Origin of the sequence: Natroniella acetigena, assembly GCF_023227745.1 — a bacterium.
Taxonomy (GTDB): Bacteria; Bacillota; Halanaerobiia; order Halobacteroidales; family Halobacteroidaceae; genus Natroniella; species Natroniella acetigena.
Genome location: NZ_JALKBX010000005.1, coordinates 47,160 through 68,435, shown reverse-complemented (window position 1 = coordinate 68,435; position 21,276 = coordinate 47,160). Strand labels below are relative to the sequence as shown.

Genomic DNA, 21,276 nt, shown 5'->3' with positions numbered 1-21,276 from the left:
ATAAACTATTCTTCTAAAATATACTTTTGATTTAATAAGAAAATATTTATTTTTACAATCACCTCCTATATAGAGTAATCCCATTAATTGAAATCATTAATGCTTTAAAATCAATGATTTCTTGTTTATTCATCTCAGCTAAAACTTGATTATCAATTAAAGGATGAAAAACATCTGCTGATATAATAGCTTTTAATTTATCGGTCTTCTTAATGTTATTTAAATAATAATCTTTTTCTTTAAACTTTAAATTCCCATTTTGAATATCCTTAATTAAAAACGCATAACAATATATCTGACTTATAATTCCTAGCATTTTACTATCTACTTTAAGTTCAAAAATATAAGTTGTATCATCATCTGTTCCAAAAAAATCAATTGCACTACTACCACCAGGCAATAGTCTATTTTTTAAAAAAATAGAATTTTTATATATTCCCACAGGAAGTTGAGAACATACATATTTAAACTCGGTATTAAAAATGTTAGATAACAAATCCTTATTACTGCTGAGATAATACTCTAAATCTTTTTCATTACCTTCAGCTAAATTTTTATTGTTTATCTCAACCTTCCTCATATCACCAAAACTGTTAATCAAAAACTCTTCACCTGATTTATAATCTAAAAGCAATTCTTCTTTATAATCAGCATTTAGAACTTTAAACCAAGGATACATCTCTTCAAAATTCTTTACTCGATATAAAAATCTTTGATAATGCTTGTTTTCCTCTTGCTCTGGCTCTTCCCAACTTAATTGAACCTTTCTTATCTCTTCCAAATAAGATTTTATAATAATAGCCCATGCTTCAAAAGTAGCTTTACTTTCCTGCATATGTGCTTTAACACCATCTTTAGACATCTTAATTTTTAACAAAGAATTATCTTGAGCTAAATCAAACTCTATTCTTGAGGTTAATCTAATATATCTATTGTTTGCTTTTTCTTGCAAAATATTTTCAATTGTTTTGTCTTGCAATTTTCTATTTATAGAATTTTTTTCTCTATTTTTAGAAAATTTCTGCAATCTATACTTTAAAATAAATCCTGAACGCTTATCAATAAAATTATTTATCTTTTTACAAATATCATATTCTGTTGATTCTCCTTTTAGAAAATCAGCTAAACTTAAATCATACTCTAAATAATCAACTAAATAAGCTACAATATAAGATAGCAAATACAACTCAGTAGAGTTATCACAATCTATCTCTTCAGGTTTAATTTCTAAAACCTGAGCTTGCCACTTCTTTATAATATCATTTATTTCAGTTCCAAACTGTTTTTTTATTAATACTTTCAAATCATAGTGAAATAAAGAAATTGAATTGCCTCGATTACTTCTTTCCACTTTAAGCAATGGCTTCAAATCAGATAAAATAGCCAGAAATCTAAAAGTCAGCTCTTCTTCACCTAGTAAATAACTAATCTCTTTAGCAGTTAAAGGCTCATAGCTAGTAGCTATAATTGCTAAAATTATTTTAATCTTATTAAATAACTTTTCACCATACATACTTCTTAACAAGTCAAAATAAGCTTCAAACTTATTATTAGCTTTCTTTAATTCCTCTAAACTAACATTCTTACTATCAAGAATTGTCTTAAACAAACTTAAATACAATAATTTATAATCAGCTGCTGCTAAAAATTCTTCAATTTCATCTTTACCAGTTATCTTCAAATGATTTTTAACATAATTTTGAATAAGACATATATTTTTACCATCTTCTTTTTTCACACTTAGCTTAAAATCATCCTTTATATCCAACTCAGATATTTGCTCTTGATGATAATTCTCTAACTCCTCATCAATTCGACTAGTCAATAAAATATAAACATTTTCTGGCAAATCTTGATTTCGAGGAATAAAATCAAAAATAGATAGTTCTTGCTCTTTATCCTTCTGAGCTGGAATCTCATCTAATCCATCAATAATAAACAATAATTTTTCAGTTCTATCATGTTGGGAATATAACTTTAAAAAATCACCTAATTTATTAGCAAAGTCAATACTATTTTTAGATTTGTTCTGCTTATTTTCACTTAATGGTGCAAGATTAACAGTTATATCTTGAGTTAAATTTTTCCACAACCCAGAAGTGAAAAAACCGACTTGATAAGCAAAACTGTCATTAATATAATAAGCCCTACTAATAAGTTTTAATTCATTATTGATATTTTTAAATTTATTTAGTTCTAACTGATCTAAAGCACGAACAAAGGTCGTCTTACCCATTCCTGCTTCCATCTGTAAAAGAAAAAGACCTTTATTGTTTTTCTCAATTCTATCTTTAAGCCAATTTCCTAACAAATCAGGCTTTGTAAAACTTTTAATTTTAGCCACTTCATCTAATAACTTTAAAATCTCATTTGAAATTATATCACTATCAGTAGATGAAGATTGTTTGCTATTATAGCCCCTATCAACTAAAGACATATATAAATTATATAGCCTTGCAATTTCTGGAGTATTTTCTTTGAATTTATTACCTCTAACATAATCTAAAACAGCACTTTGTTTTCTATCATTTATATATTTATCAAAAAAGTAAAATCTACCTCCAGATTTATCTTTTTTATAAATAATATATGGTGCAATCTTATATTCTTTATCTTTAAAACTAAGATAAGAATCAGTTTCTTCATTTTCTTGCTTATATATAAGTTCTGTATTTGAATATATCTTTTCAGTTTCTAATAAATGTTCTCTAATCCAAGTTAATTTTTCCTCTATATCTCTTCTAAATTCAGAATCGTTATCAAAACCCAAAGCACCATGCCCAATTTGATCATTTCGCCATTTAACTATTGACTTTTTACTTATTTCACTATTTCTATTATAAATATCTAATATACTCTTTTCTATTTTTACTATTTCTGAATCTAAATTATCAAGTTTTATAATCTCTTCAGCTTGACTTTTAATTGTTCCTAAAGACAAATTTCTTCTTAATAAATTCCTGAATATTTTCTTTTCAGCTTCATTATGGCTTTCTTGATGATGAAGCTGACTGAGTAGAGTATAAGTTGGTAACTTAAGTAATATCTCGAATAAATCTTTAATCTGTAATAAAGCTCCAAAAGTTTGACCATTTTTAAATAAATTTCTTAACCTCTTATATTCCCCTGCTATAATTTCAGGAAATTCTTCAAAAGCAGGCTCATACCAAAGTGAATTATCATCATATATCCGCTTTGGCCAATCTTTCTCTGAAACTTCAACTTTAGTTGAACACCAAGGGCAAACTTGCCAATCTAAATCTAATTTTTTTCCACAATCTTTACATTCCATATCTAAACCTCCTCTACCCCTTTATAAACTCGTTACTTTCTACTAAAAACAACCCTTTTTGTTTAGACAAACTCTTCCACTCTCTAAATAACTTCCCTGCTAATGAATAAGCTCTAATTTGATCCGATCCATCTTCATATATATCGTTTAGTTGATCATCAACAAACTTTAAATACCTATCAAAATTATTATAAAAGGCAACAACATGACCTAGCCCATGAAAGAACATATAATAATAAGCATCTTTGAAAGATTCGATCACTCCATCTTGAGTTAAAAAATCAATATGAAAATTACTCTTATTGTGAAACACCCTCTTAATATCAAAGTAATTAATCATCATCTGGCAATTATAAGGATTCTTATCCGCTCCTACCCTGCCCATATACTTACTACCTGCTGCTTTATCGTCAGAATCAAGATCATCTCTTTCAAATTGACCTTTATACTCTTTTATTCTTAGATTAAGCTTATAAATAAAAATGCTCAGCTGGAATTCTATTCTTTAACTGCCTATTGACAAAGTCATACATCTTCCAATTATCCTTTAATATTTGCTCCTCTGCTTCATCTGGAAATGAAGAATAAACAAAGATATTCATTAACAATATCACCTTCCTTAAAAAATAAATAAAAACTGACCAGCCTTAAGGTTACTTATCATCCGTGTTACCTTAAGACAATTTTGAGCATTATAGGGGTTTGAAGTGAAGCATTATTATAAAATAGCTTAACTTCGATTTACAATGTACAATTTACAAAATTGATAATTAAAACATTTAAATCTTATAATCAAAATCAAACCAAGCTTGCTTATTATCACAGGGTTTTTCAGAGAACTTAAGTTTTTAAGAACTTGATCTTATCCTTCGGGTTCTGTGAACCCTTCGTGATGAAAGAATCATCTCTTAGATTTTTTCTATCCATTGTAAATTGTACATTTCGTCAATTGTTAATTGTGAAGCTATATATCAATAAAAAGTAAAACATTTAGAAAAATATGTATTAAGTTGACATACATGGACTGTTTATTATAAACTTTGATAGAATTTATCAATCAGTTTCAGTATCTCATCCTTTTTAACTATCTTTTCAATCCACTCTTTAGGAATATCTTGATAACCATAATAAACCCCTGCTAACCCACCTGTCACTGCTGCAACTGTATCGGTATCCTCTCCTAAATTGACCGCCTTCAGGATAGCTTGCTGATAAGAGTTGCTATTAAACAAGACCCACAGAGCTGCCTCTAATGTATCTACTACATAACCTGTTGATTTTATCTCATCTTCTTTAAATTGACTAATCTCTGCTTCTAAGATCCGGTGATAGTGTTCCAACTCTTCTTGATAAGGAGGTTTCTGATAGTACTCTTTAATCATCTCTTTTGTCTTCTGGTATGCTTCTTCTAACTCAGCTCCTTCCAATAGCTTAATAGCAAACTCTACATAAATACCACAACCTAGAATAGAACGAGGGTGAGCATGGGTCAAAGAAGAAACTTCAGCTATCTTCTTTAATCTCTCTTCTAGTTCAACATCTTTTAGATAATAGGCTAGAGGTAAGACTCTCATCAATGAACCATTACCGTTATCATATTCATCTCTTCCTCCCGCTTCAACAGGATCTATTCCATTTTCTATTCTCTTGATTGATTCTTCTGTAGTAAAACCTATATCAAAGGCTTCATCATGTGGAGTCAAGTAACCATCATTGAACCAACTTACAAATTTAGCTCCTAAGTCAGCAAGATCATAATTATTACATAAGCTTTCCACTAAACAGAAGGTCAAGGAGCTATCATCTGACCAAGTTCCCCTTGGTTGCTTATGGGTTCCGTACTCCCGCATATCTTTAACGGGATCTGCTTTGAGTTCTTCTCTTGTCTTAAATTCAACTGGAACTCCCACTGCATCACCGATAACAAATCCCATAATACCAGCTAATAAATCATCTTTTTTCATTAAAATCCCCCTCTAAATTTTATAAATTTCACCATTTTCAAGCTTTGTAACTTCTGCACCCAACTGATGATAACTTTCAAATATAAAATCTTTCATCTTCAGCATCGAGTCTTCCTCTAGGTAACCATCACACATCGAATAAATAAAGTTGACTTTCTTTAAATTATCACCTCCAGCAAACTGATCAATCACTTTCAAATCACTCAACATCGAATTTCTGACCAGCATCATGATTTTATTTCTTTTTTCTACTATATCTTTCCTACTAAGCTTATAACTACTAATTTTATACATAAGTTCCTGATTTCCTTCTTTAAAGGATCTTTTTGTTAAGTAATAAGGATAAAAAACCTTTAGTTCAGGGAAATCTACTGATAAATGAGATAATCTAGCAAAATCCTTCAGCCGATCAAGGACATGGGCGGTATAGATATCGAGCAAAAGTATTCGTCCTGTTCTTTTGGCTGCTTTGTAAAAAGAGACTAAGCGATCGATATTCTGGGAAGATGAGTATAGGAGTAGTGGTCTTTCTTCTTTTACTAGTTCAGTAATCTCTGCTTCGATTCTTGCTTCTGACTTTATATCCTTTTGCTCTGTACCTAGCTTCGTCAGATAAGTTATCAAAAAAAGAAGAACTAAATAAATAATATAAGAAATATTCTCTCTCAGAACAGATCACTTTCTTTCTTTATGTGTTGGCCCGTCAATCCAATATATATTTATTATACCATGTTTCGTCATGTTATTCAAGCTGTTTTATGTTTCTGTTATTAATTCTATTCTGAATAACAGAAAACCAACTCGTTTAGCTAATAATTAAAGGGAGCTTCTTAACTATTAACCAACAAGTTGGCTGACTTCTTTAAAATCATTATTCAATTTTAAATCTTCTCCAATTCGAAAATTATACAACTTCTATCGAATACTTATTATCATAATAGTAGGTAGCTGAACGTACAATCTTACTATTTATTCTGCGTTGCTTTTGGTTTTGATACTCAAAAATATGTTTGAAGATATAGCCAAAGAATGTACCGAGAAATTTTTTATCATAAGCATCTAATTCTTCAAGTAGATCTTGATTTTCAGGTAATGAAATAAAAACTTTAACTGGAGGAATCTCCAAGATATCATTACAGAAAATAATATTATTCATCAATTCCTTGTTTTCAGCTATTTTAATGCCTCGTTGCCATAATTCATGGCTATCCTTTTGATATTTAGAAAACGGTTTATAAACACTTCCAAAACCAGCTTCAAGGTTTCCTTTAATCTCTTCAGTTTCAAATTGTAATTTCTCCATCTTCTCTATCCCTCACTTTATTTATAGATGTTATATTCTTATAATACTACAAATCGTCTCTTTAATCAATCTTTTAAGAATAAAAGTATTAATTATCTTAACCTTTCCTAAATCATTTAAGTAGTATTATTAAAGTACTTATTACAAGGGAGGGAATCTTTTGGAAACGAAGCTCAATAAAAAAATTATAAATCTTAAAGCCTTAATTACAATTCTTTATCACTATCGCATTGATCATTTACTCCGAGCAAACATTTGAAGCAGCAGTTAATGGCTTACATACTTGGTGAGAGATCGTCTCCCCTGCCCTATTACCATTTTTTGTTATCGCTGAAATCTTGATGGGATTAGGTGTAGTTCATTTTATGGGTGCCTTACTAGAACCGCTAATGCGACCAATCTTTAAGGTCCCAGGAGTCGAAGCATTTGAGTAGCTATGGGGCTAGCTTCTGGTTATCCAATCGGAACCAAGATTACAGGAAGCTACGTCGAGAAAAGTTATGTACTCAAGTGGAAGGGGAACATCTAGTCTCTTTTGCTAACACTGCCGATCCGCCCTTTATGGTAGGTGTAGTAACGCCTGTTACATTGTGATATAAAAAAATTGTCAGCTTTTTAGACAACTGACCTGCTTTAACTACTATAATATAAAATCATGCAAAACTATCTCTAATTTTGGAATATCTTTTTTAAACTTGTGACCAGTAAAGTGTTGAAACTCCAAAAAACACCTAAACCCTGTGTCTAATTTAATAGGGGAACCTCAGTTGCTAAACTAGATTGAAAACTAGACTATATGTCGGGGGTTTCAAGTGTAACGCTAGTTTAGCAGATAGTCAACGAACTATTAAGAATCCTCGTTCATGAACGTAGTGGATGGGCGGGGAGTGTCAATATTATACTCAATTCAACTCTTCTTTTATCTTGTTTACAATTTTCAGATCGGCTGGTACAAAATCACAATTATCTAGCTCTCCTACACTCACCCATTTAGCATCATTATGCTCTCTTACCTCTATCTCTCCAGAATCTATCTCAGCTAGATAAGCAAGGATTCTAACCTTACCAAAGTCATATTGATAGACACTTTCTACCATAAATCTATCTATCCTAATTACTACCCCAAACTCTTCTTTGATCTCACGGTTTAAACCTTCTTTAGGAACTTCATTCTCTTCGATCTTCCCACCAGAAAATTCCCATTTTCCAGCTAATTCTTGAGGTTTGTTTCGCTGAGCAATGAAAACCTCTTGATTTTTATTGATTATAACTGCAGCTGTTACATCAAGCATATTATCAGCCTTATAAATTTCATGGTCTTTTTCTACCTTAATTTCTCAAAATTATACTTTTAGCTTTTATTATCTTATAAGTTAATCATTCTTTTAGAAATTTTCCTTCTCGTAAAAAGTTAGCAGCCACCTTAGCTGTTTCACGTTGGTGGTGAATCTCTTTATGACCATAAGGTAAAACTATAAAATCACTTAATCTCTCACATCTAACAGAATCAACCCTGACTCGCCCATCATTTTCATCCTCTAATAATTCTCCAAGTAAGAGATTATTCTTATTTCCCGCTATCGCTCCTACTTCAATCTCTTTAGAGAAAGATAAATCTAACTCTTTTAACTGCTCAGGTTGTAATGAATCTAATGTCTTAAATAGACTGGTAAAGGGCGTTATTGTTGAAGCAATCTCTGCTAATCGACTCCCTTGATTTGGCGTAGCAATCAAAACAACTCTTCCTAATTTGAATTTTAGCTCACTTTTGCTTAAAAAATATCTAATAACCAAGCCACCTGTACTATGTCCAATAAAACTGATCTCTTCTCCTTCTTCTAATTCATTGATAATCTTTTCAACCTTTGTAGCAAAAACCTTAGTGGCATCCTTAAGCTCTTCAAACCTCAATGGCAAATCAACTAGAATTCCTTGGTAACTTTCTTTTTCTAAGTTATTCTTTAGAGTTAACATATCACTTTGATCTTTATTATATCCATGAACTAAGATCACTTTTTGTTTCATGATAATCTTTTTATAACCTCACATTCTATTGATTCCTTTAAAATAATTAGAAATAGATGAAACGGGCCAACACCTCCAACCTCCTCATCTTTTTTTCTAATTGGTGATTTGAGCATAAGAGAAAATTTATCTCCCTCTTCTAATTTACGGATGTTCCATGGAGTAGAAGTCCAAAAATTTATTACCTTAATATCTAATCGCATTCTTAAGAAATTAAACCAATCTAAATCAGTAGGTGCAATAGCAATCATTTAAATCCCCCTCAAAGTTAATAAGATACCTCCTTCTTCATTCAACAACACAGTACAAAATATTCATTTAAATGAATATTTTGTACTGTGTTGTTTTCATATTTCTAGGTTAATAACTCTTATCCTTCTCAAACTTTAAATATTTAGATAAATTTACTAATTTCTTAGCATCTTCCCCTTAACCATAAATGAAATCTTCTATATCAGTAGAACCTTCATAACCATAAGATAATTCAGTATGGGTAGGAACTACTAACGAACCACACTCATGACAACCCACCTGTTTCTCAATCAGAGATTGGAAAATGAGAAAAAGTCAGATCTGTTTAAGATCTGACTAAAAATTAATTTTTATATTCTCTATTCTTTTCTCTATAATACCGGGCCAACGGACTCAACTCTCCACCTTTAACCTCTTCTTCATCACTCTGCTCAATATGAGATAGCAACTTCTTATTTGGAAAAGTACTTATATATAGTATATTGTCAACCTTATCTCTATACTTATCAGCTAATTTTTCAAATTTTATTGAAAGCTTATAACTAGATTCACCCTGTCGTAATTCAATCTTAGAATAAGGTGCATATTGGGCAAAAAACTCCTTTACCTCTTTTAAACTCCAACTACTCTCCGCAACAGGAGAATATTCCTTTTCAAATTCAAAGCTACTATCATCTACTAAAATTAAAAAATCCACTTTATGCTTCATAGCAAGAAAAGAGCTTGTCTTTTCCCACCACTCCCAAAAGGAATCTAAATTACCTAAATAATAATCCTCGCCTTTATACTTAACCAACTCAAGCCTATCATCTCGCTGCTGACAGACCATTATTTTATTATCTGCTTTAAAAAAGAGATACTTATATACCATAATCTTTACCCACCTCTACTGCTATTCCCAATCTTTTCTGCTTGTCTGTTCTATTTCAAGCATCTTATCTGCAATATCCTCATCTGATAATTCAGGGTTTAGTTCCTTTAAAGTCTCCTCAAATATTGAATCTATCTCTTTATTTTCAGTCACTGATAAGCTCCCTTTAAAATAATCACTTAACTTAAGTTCAGAAAAACCATGCTCTTTAAACTTCTTAATATAAGCCTCCACTTCCTCTGCCTTCATATCCTGCTTTCCTACCTCAATCCAGAAATCAGCAGGAATATCTACCTCTTCCTTCTCTTCAATCCCCTTTGATAAGATAGAAACACCAATTGCTGAACAGACCAATCGTTCTTCTACCTTCATGGCATTGAACTTCTCAATATCCAGCTCTACTTCATTCCTTAAATGTTCTATATACTCTTGAGCCGAATTAAAATCCTCCAAATCCTTCTCACTCTGCATTGCTTTGGCCCCTAACTCTTCTACTTGTTCTTCCTCTTCAATCAATCCTAATTTCTCAGCAATCACCTTAACTACAGCTACAATAATATCTGTCAAAATCTCTGGCTTCGGTATCTTAGCCACTAAAGTCTTAGCCACAGAGCTTATCGCAGTTCCAAGTTTACTTACAGTACTACCAACAACACTCGCTGCTTTACTGAGAGTACTCGCGGCAGTACTAATAACTCCACCAACAGTACTAAAAAACCCCATTTTAAAACCTCCTATTTTAGCTTCTTCTTAAGAAACAACTATATTCTTTACGCAAGATTGAAACCTTCTCATCTGACAACAGACCTTCAATTAACCCCTTAACTGCTTCTTTTCTCTCCTCTAAACTACAATCATCCTTCTCCATATAGAATTTATTCGTCAAATAATCACTCACTACTGCCAATCCATAATTCTCTATCGCTTCTTCTAGCTTCTTCTTCAAATCAACCTTATTATCCCATAATCTTGTAAAATTCTCAAATGATTTAACTAATGTATTGCTCTGATTGAGTTTAATAAAAGATTCCAAAAGTTCCACACTCGGCTCTTCCTCCAAGTTCTCTATTCCCTGAATCACACCCCGCTGATAAATCTTCTGATAAAATTTCAATATATTCTCTCTCAGCTCATCTTCTGGAATAATCTCTTCTTTAGTCGTATCTGTCCTCTGCTCTATCTGAACCTGCAACGGCTTATTCCAACCTTGAGTAGCTACAATAGCCCGTCCCGGAACTAAATTAGACATGAAATTCTTCTGCTCATCGGTCAGAGCAATCGTATTACCAACAGCTTCCTTATCATCTTGAGCAAAGATCTTATGAACAATTTTGGTACTTGTATTCTTTAATACTTCTGGGGTCAGCTTATTTGGAATCTGATCGACAATGATCAGTGATTCACCATACTTACGAACCTCAGCTAGCATATCACTAAAGACCTCAACCCCCTTCTTCTTATTCAAACTATCACCGGGGGTATATTTACTCAATAATCGATGTGCCTCTTCAAGCAAGGTAATATGTTTAAATTTGGTCCCCTTAAGTCTAAGATACTTAGCCTTGATCGCCTCTACTAGATCACTCAAGATAAAGCCCATAATCAACGATTTTTCACTACCACTCTTAATCTCTTCTAATTCAAGTACAACCTTATTATCAAGCAAACGCTCAAAGTCGATTGAACGCTTAGTATTCAACATTAAACCTTTAGAACCGACCAATAACCCCTGTAACCTTGCTTTGATTGAACCAATATAATCATTTTTTAAACGTTCGTCAAAACCCTGCTGATTAACTACTTCTTCTATCTTATCAACCAAGTTTTCTAAAGTAGGAAAGGCATAGACTCCATCTGCAAATGGATCATCATACCTTTCATTCTTGTTAGTAGCTATATTCCAACCCAAATCCTGATAACATTCATAAATCGCCGTCTCTAGAATCTGAGGAATAGCAGCTTCCATATCGAAGGCAGCTTCTAAACTGGCCTTGATCATATCAACCCTTGAAGTTATACTCTCATGAGGGAAGAATTCAAAAGGATTTAGCCTAAAAGGTGCTACCGTATCTTTACCTAAAGTAAAGATCTTCAAGTCATCGACCTCTTCTGTCAATATTCTATACTCAGTTTTAGCAGGCTCAATGACCAAAAAAGGCAGTTCACTATCAAGTAATAACTTCTGACAGGTCGTCGTCTTTCCACTACCAGTCACTCCAGTGATAAAGGTATGTTTATTTAAATTCTTTTGATCTAAAAAGACATCTATATTCTCTAAAACTCTACCACTCTGCACTAAATTACCCAAATAGATCTTATTCTCATCTGCTATATCTGATTTGAAGTTTAGACCAAATTCAACCTCCTCTTTCAAGCTCAGACCTACTACCTCTTTTTGAGGTAATCCTGCAATCAGACTCAGTTCATTTGTTGAAAGCCAGTTACCTACATAACCTTTCTTCTTAGTTAAATACTGGGACATTGCAGTTCTTGCATTCGATTCATTCTTACTCAAGTTCTTAAGCTCAGCCGAAGGTAATTGGAAGTTTTTAAGATAATCTAACTTCTTCCCTTCTTCTAAACAATTGAATTTCAATGAAACCTTATTCCCACTCTTGCCCGAATATAATGACTTCATCGTATTGGCCAACTTGATTAAACTTCCTTTATTATTAGCAAATAAGAAAGCTGTTGAGACAAAGACCCCCTTACTCTTACCATAATCAAGTCTAGGTAAGATTGCTTCATCTAAATAATCCATCCAATCTTGGGCTTCCTTGTTGAGAAACTCTAGCGTCACCGTATTATTCTTACTTTTTGAGACAGTATTCGATTCGGCAACCGATTCTCCTGTAGTCTCCGATCTCGAAGTCCCTTCTGTTGTAGAAGTTCCTTGAGTTTCACTTTTACCCCACGTTTTAGATTCAGTAGTTCCTTCGGAAGCATTATTTGTTTCACCTTTAGAACCTGAACTAGTCTCTGTTGTCTTGCTCGTTCCTTTTGCTGTCGATGTACTTGTACCCTCAGTATTATTTTCATTACTAGTTTCACTCTCTGTACTTCCTTTAGAATAACTCTCTCCTTTAGTCTTGGAGCTGTTCTTAGTAATCGTCTTCCCTTCACTCTTGCCCTCACTCTCACCTTCTTGAACACTCTTGTTAGCTAGTGGTACTATCTGTGAATAAGTATCATACAGCTTCTTCTCTATCTCTGTAATCTCTTCTCTATTCAAAGGATTAGCGATAATAGCCAGTCCAAATTCATCCCCTAACATTACATCAATCAATCGATCTACCCCTTGGAAATCTTCACTATCCTCATTAATCCCCGGTACACCTTCTAGGAAGCCATAATAATTCATCTCTTCAACCTGTTCTTTGATCTTTAATTTAGGCTCTGGCTCAACCTCACTAATCTTACTACCTCTAAAATTCCCCCTAATACTCGGCTTTAATATCTCTTCCCCTATATCTCTGATATTTAAATCTAAATCCTTTCTATCATTCAAATCCCTAACAACACCAAAGTAAAAATGAACCCCCTCTTTATCACCTAGGATCAAATATAAGAAGCTAACCCCTTCCAATCTAAGAGCACTAATCACATTCTCAAAAGCTTCTTTCCGAGGCGACTTCCCTTCGTCATCCTCAAAGGTCAACTCCTCTATATGATAGATAGCAAAGTCTTGTAAGGTCAACTCTTTTGATTCTGACAATTCTAACTTTTGATTATCGACTAAATAATAATTATCTTCATTAGAAATAAAGTCTAAGACATACTTTTCTTGCTCCATATTATCCGCTCCTTTAATTTAATTCCAACTCTTTAACTTCACTCAAATATTCCCCTGATTTAATCCCTTCCTCGCTAGCCACAACATATTCGATTACAGTCGGCTTTACTGCTCGAATATAAACGAAGGCTTGGTCATTAATCGTATCTATTCTGCATTTCTTCCGCTGGGCTTCAGAGATATCTAGCTGATTTCTACTTGCTTCTGGTACGCTGGTATAATATAGCTCAAAATCTTCCTCACCAGCATCGATAAAATTATACCACTTCTGATACTCTGTATCCCGATCAACTATTACAAAGAACCTTCTGCGTCTATTCATCCCGATAAAGTATTTGAACTTAGCTTCGTCCTCTTTTATATTATTATTTATAACCTTGATTCTACCGCCTTTTCTACCATCTACTAAACCAAAAGCAACACCGGTCTTACCAGTCGGTCGCTTGATATCATCTTTGGCTACCTCTAAATCTCGCTCTTCTTGCTTAGCATAAGCCTCTTCTGTTCCTAAAGGAGGGAAAACTTCATAAAGCTCTTTATCACTATCTTTCTTACCTAAGATGCCCTCTACTTCTTGTGCTATATACTCTTCAAATAACTCTTGGACTATCTCAGACTTACTTGAATTTCCTGCTAAAAAGATATTGACCTTTTCTACACTCTTAGTCAATGGTTCTTCAAAGGAACGGCGTAAAGCATCAAAGAAGTTAACTACCCCCTCTTCAATCCTCGCCCGCAACTTCCCTTCTAACTCTTTTTGATCGATAGCCAACTCAACATTAGTATGCTCTTTGCCTGTCTTATCAAATAGATTAATCTTAACAATCCCTTTGCTATATAAATTTTCATAATCTTCGTGCCTCTCCCAAAGCGGTCTCAACTTCTCCATCAACTGTTTCATGTTCAACTTTGCTTCTTGAGAATTATTCAGTAAGGTTTCACTCCCAGGAAACTTCTTGCATTTAGGAGGTAGAGTAAATGAGATCTCTGTCTGGCGTAATTTTTCCTGATTAGACTTAAAGACTTCAAAAGCAAGCAGTTCCAATAAATTCTCACCACCAAGATATTCATAACCCTCAGCTCCAAAGTGTTCGATTACAAAATCATAACGCCTTTCTTTCATGTTGGCCCCGCGCCAGATACCAAAGTCAAAATCGGTCGTTCCTCCTCCAAAATCGAAGATACCATAAAAGACAGCTTCATCTTCAAAAGGTTCAAAGCCATACTCCTGTAAAGCACAGATAGCATAAGCTGCTGGCTCACTGGCCCCACTAGAAACTCTGAATCTATTCATAACCTCTTGATCATCATACAAAGCTAACGGTAATGACTTCTTTAAACCTCTTTTAAAGCTGGTTAATATCTTGCTTCTAACCTCTTTTTCATAACTGACTGGGAAGGATAGAATATAGTCTAAATAGACCCCATTATGCTGATTATTGATATATAAACCTAAATAATAGGCATACAGTTCAATCGGATTCAAATCATCTTCTTCCAATTCTAAAAAAGCAGGTAAAGTAAGATCCTTACCATCTTGATCCTTCAGCCTCAATCTCCTCTCCTTATTTCCTGCCCATTGCTTTAAGCCTGTTAAGATAGAATAATAATAGTCACTACTGCTATTCATCAAACTCTTAAATGCTGTATGAGAGACGGTCAAATCCTCCCATGATGTAGCCGGTCTGCTCTTTTTAGCCTGATAGTCACTTAAGAAACTTTCTAAATCCTTAAATTCCATCACCGTTGGATTTTCATAGTGACTAGCACCAACCTCTTTACTGAATTCACCAACCCCAACCCGCATCGGTAAGGTATGTACACTATCTTCTTGGTGGACAACGACCGTACTCTTCGTTCCAAAGTCTATCCCCACTACACCACCATCTTTGATATCTGCTCTAGGATCTCTAGCAACAAACTCTTGCTCTAGCTCAAGCTCGACTGGATTCTGGTATTGCTCATGCTGCCAGAGTTCCCAATGTCCTCGATTGGGGTCAGTCAAGATCTTCTCATCATAGCTTTCAATGTTGGCCCGGTATTTATCACCATTCAATAGCTTGTCTATAAGAGTATCACTCTTGATCTCATCTTGAAGCTTATTCTCCTTAGCATATGCCTCCAATTTATCTTGAACAAAGGTTATCTTATTATTTGCTATCTTGATAGCACCTGTTTTAACCAAATCAATTATTTGTAAATCAATTAGTTGTTTATAGTTTTCCTGATGCTCTTTACTCAACCCTTGAGGGATTAACTCATGTTGTAGCCATAATAATAGTACTTGGTTAGAACCTAATTTATCGCTATCTTTTCTATATAACCGATAAATTGGCATAACAATTCCAGGTTGGTCTCTATATGAATCATCATCCATATCATAACCAGCTAAAGTATCAGATTTTTTTCTATATGCCATTCTATAATTAGCATCACTTCCATTATATTTGATCTTATCTGAACCATATTTAAAAGGAAAATTAATCCTTTTATTAAAGCTCTTCTTTCGTTCATTAATAGTCATAAAGTCACCTTTAAATCCTGCAAAATTTAAAACACTTTTATCTACTTTGCTAATTGGACAGTTATTTTCATCTATAAAAGTACACTTATAATGATTTAAATCTGGATATAAAGCTACTACTTCGTTATCATAAAAGACCTCTTTATTCTCCATAAAGACCCATCTATCCTTCAATAACTCTGCTACTGCTTTAGACAACTCTTCAAAAATACCTTCTTTATTCTTTAACATTTCTCCAAATTCTGCTAAACTTACCTGGTATGTATTAACCGTTTTTGTATCCACCGTTTTATCCCCCTTTACTAGTTGCCAACTTTAGTTAAAGTTTAAGCTCTAACTACAGACTTCTTGATCACTCTATCTGTCTTTAAATTGATATAACCTCTAAATAAGACTTCTTTGATCTCTCCAATCACCTTACTATCTCTTCCTCTAATATGCTTGTCCTCATCAATACTTTCGCCAACTTTTACCTCTTGTCGTTTATACAGAGGACTGTCATAAATTCTGTTATGAGCCGCAAAGAAATAAGTAAAGATCTGATCTAGCTTATTGATCTCACTATTTTTATCTTCAATAACTTCTCGTTTTATGTACTCCCATAATGACTCTAGATTATCATATTGAACCCCACAGTAGATAAACTCCTCGATACTATCGCCTTTAAAGATTCCTTGCAGTGAACTCTTGTTTCCAGAGGAAAGGTTTAAATAAACCTTATATATATCCCCTACCCCTTTAAATCTATCCTTCAACCTTCTTATTTCCTCTTGTTGGTTTCTAACTTCATTATGTAGTCTAGATTTTTCAAGCCTTAATTCTTCACCTTGAGCTTTCAAGCTACTATTTTCATTCTTTAATTCTTCTATCTTTCTATTCTTAGTTTCTAACTCTCTTTGCTTACTACTTATTTCAAACTCCAGCTCATCCACCCTGCTTGCTTTACTTGCTAGATTACTTTTTAAGCTCTCAATCTCTTTCCCTTTATTATTCAAACTAGCTTTATAATTTTTAAGTTCACTTCTTAAATCTAATATCTGGCTTTCTTTTTCTTCTAAAGCAGTCTTATACTCCCTAACCTCTATCTCAGAATCACCTGCTATAAGTTCATCTTTTCCAATGATCTCTTTAATTTTTGTAATAACCTCTTCCTCTTCTAAAGCTACCAATAAATTGGCAATGAACTTTTTATCTTCACTTTTTTTATTAAACATCCTTATTCTCCTTTGCTTTACTATTTCCAACTCAAGTTAGTTGAAATTTGTTTCATCCTATAATTCCAAAAATTATCTTAATTCAACCCATATAAATTATTAATATCATAACATTCTTGATAAGACATTAACTATCCATCTATTGTTTTTATCTGTTTAATCTTTCTCAATAACTGCTTATTAACCACATTATTCATTATCAATGATTAATTCTCCTACTATTTAGTTAAAAATAATTCTATTTTATAGTTTCATTACTTCTTTCGACAAAAAAATATCAAATTAATCAGATTTACATTTGCAACTTTCCTTTTTTAATACTTATCTTTCTATCAACAATCATTAACTTGATAGCGTAACATTATCCGAAAGAAAAAGTCAGATCAGTTTAAGAGCTAGCTGAAGCTTGTTTCCTATCATATGAAAACAAATGGACAAGAACTGTCCATTTGTTTAAAGTAATTTGATTATTCAATTCACTTTAGTAATCACTAGCTCTTCTCGAGCCCTCGTACAAGCCACATACTTAAGACAATCTACCTGCTTCAACTTATTCTTAACATACTTTTCATCAGGCAACTTACCAACCACCTTATCCTTAATCTGTGAATAATTAACCACAATCACCGTTCTAAACTCTAAGCCCTTACTACCATGCAAAGTACTAATACCTATACCATTGCCCTCTTGAGGATAGATAGCCTTCTGCAAGATAGTCGCTTCAATACCTTCATAATTCAAGATATCAACCAATCTTGTAAAGTCATCAGAACTCGGCGTCATCACACAGATCTCATACGGGCCAATCCCCCGGGCCAACAGCTCCTTAATCCGCTCCACAATATAACGATACTGCTCATTCTCGGCATCAAACTCCTTCAATTCAGGCTCTGGCCCGTGAAAGAGGCTCTTATACCCGACAAGATAGTCAGTATTTAGCTGAGAATAAGAAAACTGCTGCTCTGCATACCTCTTAATCTGTTGGGTAGTACGATAATTCAAGGTTAAATAATTAGTCCGTCCGACTATATTAACTCCAGCATCACCCTTCCAGCTACCTAACTGATAGATCCGCTGATTCTTATCAGATAAGAGTAATAAATTATTCTCCTCTCTTTTAACCAGATTCTTTAATATCTTCAGCTTAACCGGTGACAAATCTTGTGCTTCATCAATGATGATCGAATCATAACTTGGCTCTAATTCATTACTCTCTAAAGCATCAAGTAACCTGAAAGCCTGATCATCAAAATCAACTAGATTCCTCTCTTCTTTCTGCTCTAAAACTCGCTCAAAAAACTGCCACACCTTACATCTAGTAGCAGGCTGTAAAGGAGAACCACGTCCAATTCTATCCACTTCCAAATACTGCTCCAAACTTCTAACCTGATAGCGTTGAATAACCTCTTTATACTCAGTCTTATAAAATTGAAATGGCTTGTCCAACTCAAGTTCTAGATAAATATCCTCCATCAACTCTTCGATCTCTTCAAGCCCAATTCGCCCTTGCCGCAAATCATTCTCAGCAAGCAACTTATAAATCAAGCTATCGACTCCATAGACCTCAATATTATTCTCAATTCCCTTCTGCCGAGCCAACTTCTCAACCTTCTCTTCTAAATAACAGGCCAGCTTCTTACTAAAAGTAGCTAGTAAAATCTTATTTCCTGCCCACGCAGGATAGATCTTATCAGCTAAATAGACTGCCCGATGAATACCGACTACCGTCTTACCCGTACCAGGGCCACCTTCAATCAATGCTGGTCCATTATAGTTCTTAGTAATCAATTCTTCCTGCTGTGGATGTAAAAATAACCGCCAAGCCTCCATATCCTCCTCTAAAATCAGATCCAATTCATCCAGATCTTCAACCGCATAAAATCTCCGTTTAGAATCTTGATGTTCCAATGCCTCCTCGATCGAATCATAGCTCTCTTCTCTAGCCTGCAATTCATTATAAACTTGGGTAATACTCTTATCCCCTGCTACAATATCCAACAAGCCCTCTTGAACCTCTTCATTAAAGACAGAAATAAAGCTCAAAAATCTATCCTCTTCCTTAATCTTTACCAACGAATCTGCATGAACCTCTGGGATCCCCAATTTGCTCAACTGTTTAGCTTTTACTTCCTGCTTCTCAAGTAAAGAAGCTCGGTTATCATACAATTGATTAGGATCCTTTTTCTGCTCATAATCGTTGGCCCTAAAGTCTACATCTTCATCATACATATAAACAGCCCCAAAGTTAGTAGTCTCTAGATATTTATTTTCAGCCCAATCGTAAGCATCATCATGCCAATCAACATAAAGCAAAATATATTTATCCCCTTGTTGGGATAAAATCATCCGCAAATCATCACTGATTCGAGCACTACAAAAGCTCTCATCACACTTTTGTCTCTTCAATTTATGGATCTTAAATGAATTGGTCTTCTCCTCTTCTGCAAATTGATTTAACTTCTTTCGAATCCGCTTTCTAGCCTGCCGACTTAACCGGTCAAAACTATCAAAAAAACTATGGGCCAACACTATCCCCTGTTCCATCTAAATCCTCCTTTATAACTGTAATTATATATCTAACTTCTGCATTTTGATATATTTTTCCTGTCCTCAAAATATAAAAAAGCCAGATTCTACTAAAATCTGACCTTTAAATACTTCTGAACTATAAAGCAGAAGTTTTAAATTATCTTCCTTTTTTTAATTTAACAGAATTATAAAATTCTTACCCAATCCTCTAACAAGCTTAACACCCACTTTCTTTCCTTTTCAAACTCCTCTTTTTCAATTTCTGGATAGGTTATAATAAATTGTACAGTTATTTCTCGGACATGATATAATAAAATCAAACTAAACTGGAGGTTATATCATGGCAAAAAGATATAATGATGAATTCAAAAAACAAATAGTTGCATTAGTTAATAATGGCAAAAAACCAAGTGAAATAATAAAAGAATATAATATTGCTAGGTCTAGTGTTCATAAATGGGTAAAAAACTACAATAAATCAGGTTCATTTAAAGCTAAAGATAATAGAACTGAGAAAGAAAAAGAATTAATTAAATTACGTAAAGAAAACCAACGCTTAAAAATGGAGAATGATATTTTAAAGCAAGCGGCACTGATACTAGGACGAGAGTAGCCATTATTAAGGCAAATAGTGATAAATACAGTATCAGTGCCATATGCAGACTATTAAATGTATCAAGAAGCCTTATTTATATTTATTTATAAGCCAAAGAAAAAATCATCTAATAGCAAGCTAGAAAATGAAATCATAACTATCTTTAAAAAAAGCAGGAATAATTATGGAACTAGAAAAATCAAACGAGAATTATCTAAAAAAAGGATATCAAGTTTCTAGAAGAAAAATAGGGTTAATCATGAAAAAATATAGTTTGGTCTCCAGCTATACAGTCAAGCAATATAAAGTTCATTCTTCAAAATGTAATGAAGAAAAAGTTTCTAACATTGTTAATAGAGAATTTAATAGGGATCAAAGTTTAGATGTTGTAATCAGTGATTTAACCTATGTAAATGTTAAAGGTAAATGGAATTATATCTGCCTAATATTAGACTTATTTAATCGTGAGATCATTGGTTATGCTGCTGGAAAAAATAAGACTGCAGAACTTGTTACTAAGGCTTTCTCAAGTATTAAAGACCACTTAATGAAATTAATATTTTACATACTGACAGAGGCAATGAATTTAAGAATAAAGCTATAGATCAGCTATTAAGTGGATTTAGTATTGAGCGTTCTTTGAGTAAAAAAGGTTGCCCTTATGATAATGCTGTTGCAGAAGCTGCTTTTAAAGTAGTTAAAACAGAATTTGCTTTTAATAAAATCTTTAATAGCTTTGAGGAGTTAGAGTATCAATTATTTGATTATGTAAACTGGTATAATAATCACAGAATACATGGGTCATTAGATTATCTTACCCCTGTAGAATATAGGATGTTAATGTCCGAGAAAAAAGTGTCTTAAAAAGTGTTGACAATCCAATAAACTTTGATAGAATTTATCAATCAGCTTTA

At 33.3% G+C, this 21,276-nt stretch carries 16 protein-coding genes and 1 pseudogene; 2 read left to right on the top strand and 15 right to left on the bottom strand.

The features are described from left to right. Positions 1–58 precede the first annotated feature (58 nt). The 6 genes from MWH25_RS02420 to MWH25_RS02400 form a co-directional block, all read right to left on the bottom strand. Positions 59–3,292: a P-loop domain-containing protein gene (locus MWH25_RS02420; RefSeq protein WP_248625435.1), complete on the bottom strand. Its 3,234-nt coding sequence runs from the start codon at positions 3,290–3,292 to the stop codon at positions 59–61. A gap of 13 nt (positions 3,293–3,305) precedes the next feature. Further along, on the bottom strand, positions 3,306–3,677 hold the full coding sequence (locus tag MWH25_RS02415; RefSeq protein WP_248625433.1) for a hypothetical protein: 372 nt from the start codon (positions 3,675–3,677) through the stop codon (positions 3,306–3,308). An 85-nt stretch (positions 3,678–3,762) separates the two neighbouring features. Further along, positions 3,763–3,894, bottom strand: coding sequence for a hypothetical protein (locus tag MWH25_RS12855; protein WP_282706856.1), 132 nt, complete (start codon positions 3,892–3,894; stop codon positions 3,763–3,765). A gap of 429 nt (positions 3,895–4,323) precedes the next feature. Then, on the bottom strand, positions 4,324–5,256 hold the full coding sequence (locus MWH25_RS02410; RefSeq protein WP_248625431.1) for an ADP-ribosylglycohydrolase family protein: 933 nt from the start codon (positions 5,254–5,256) through the stop codon (positions 4,324–4,326). Positions 5,257–5,268: 12 nt separating this feature from the next. Further along, positions 5,269–5,880, bottom strand: coding sequence for a hypothetical protein (locus MWH25_RS02405; protein WP_248625429.1), 612 nt, complete (start codon positions 5,878–5,880; stop codon positions 5,269–5,271). Positions 5,881–6,160: 280 nt separating this feature from the next. Next, on the bottom strand, positions 6,161–6,559 hold the full coding sequence (locus MWH25_RS02400) for a hypothetical protein (RefSeq protein WP_248625427.1): 399 nt from the start codon (positions 6,557–6,559) through the stop codon (positions 6,161–6,163). Positions 6,560–6,985: 426 nt separating this feature from the next. On the opposite strand from MWH25_RS02400, the gene MWH25_RS02395 reads away from it, so the two are divergent. Next, positions 6,986–7,153, top strand: a complete 168-nt coding sequence (locus MWH25_RS02395) for a hypothetical protein (protein WP_248625425.1) — start codon at positions 6,986–6,988, stop codon at positions 7,151–7,153. Positions 7,154–7,461: 308 nt separating this feature from the next. Here the strand turns inward: MWH25_RS02395 and MWH25_RS02390 are convergent, their stop codons facing one another. The 9 genes from MWH25_RS02390 to MWH25_RS02350 all read right to left on the bottom strand — a co-directional run bounded on the left by MWH25_RS02390 (position 7,462) and on the right by MWH25_RS02350 (position 19,782). Beyond that, the gene (locus MWH25_RS02390) at positions 7,462–7,851 is read right to left on the bottom strand and encodes a (deoxy)nucleoside triphosphate pyrophosphohydrolase (protein WP_248625423.1); all 390 of its coding nucleotides are present in this window, start codon (positions 7,849–7,851) and stop codon (positions 7,462–7,464) included. A gap of 85 nt (positions 7,852–7,936) precedes the next feature. Continuing rightward, positions 7,937–8,584, bottom strand: a complete 648-nt coding sequence (locus tag MWH25_RS02385; RefSeq protein WP_248625421.1) for a lipase family alpha/beta hydrolase — start codon at positions 8,582–8,584, stop codon at positions 7,937–7,939. Beyond that, entirely contained in the window at positions 8,581–8,835 is a 255-nt protein-coding gene (locus MWH25_RS02380) for a hypothetical protein (protein ID WP_248625419.1), read from the bottom strand. The genes MWH25_RS02385 and MWH25_RS02380 overlap by 4 nt, the downstream gene beginning before the upstream one ends. 344 nt (positions 8,836–9,179) lie before the next feature. Continuing rightward, positions 9,180–9,707 carry a hypothetical protein gene (locus tag MWH25_RS02375; protein WP_248625417.1) on the bottom strand — a complete coding sequence of 176 codons (528 nt, stop codon included), beginning with the start codon at positions 9,705–9,707 and terminating at the stop codon, positions 9,180–9,182. Between the two features lie 21 nt (positions 9,708–9,728). Further along, entirely contained in the window at positions 9,729–10,430 is a 702-nt protein-coding gene (locus MWH25_RS02370; protein ID WP_248625414.1) for a hypothetical protein, read from the bottom strand. A 16-nt stretch (positions 10,431–10,446) separates the two neighbouring features. Next, positions 10,447–13,500, bottom strand: coding sequence for a helicase HerA domain-containing protein (locus MWH25_RS02365; protein ID WP_248625412.1), 3,054 nt, complete (start codon positions 13,498–13,500; stop codon positions 10,447–10,449). Between the two features lie 13 nt (positions 13,501–13,513). Beyond that, entirely contained in the window at positions 13,514–16,309 is a 2,796-nt protein-coding gene (locus MWH25_RS02360; protein ID WP_248625410.1) for an acetate and sugar kinases/Hsc70/actin family protein, read from the bottom strand. Between the two features lie 41 nt (positions 16,310–16,350). Beyond that, the gene (locus MWH25_RS02355) at positions 16,351–17,238 is read right to left on the bottom strand and encodes a hypothetical protein (RefSeq protein WP_248625408.1); all 888 of its coding nucleotides are present in this window, start codon (positions 17,236–17,238) and stop codon (positions 16,351–16,353) included. Between the two features lie 471 nt (positions 17,239–17,709). Next, the gene (locus tag MWH25_RS02350; protein ID WP_248625406.1) at positions 17,710–19,782 is read right to left on the bottom strand and encodes a UvrD-helicase domain-containing protein; all 2,073 of its coding nucleotides are present in this window, start codon (positions 19,780–19,782) and stop codon (positions 17,710–17,712) included. Positions 19,783–20,107: 325 nt separating this feature from the next. On the opposite strand from MWH25_RS02350, the pseudogene MWH25_RS02345 reads away from it, so the two are divergent. Then, positions 20,108–21,226 (top strand): annotated as a pseudogene (locus MWH25_RS02345) (IS3 family transposase). Positions 21,227–21,276: the final 50 nt, after the last annotated feature.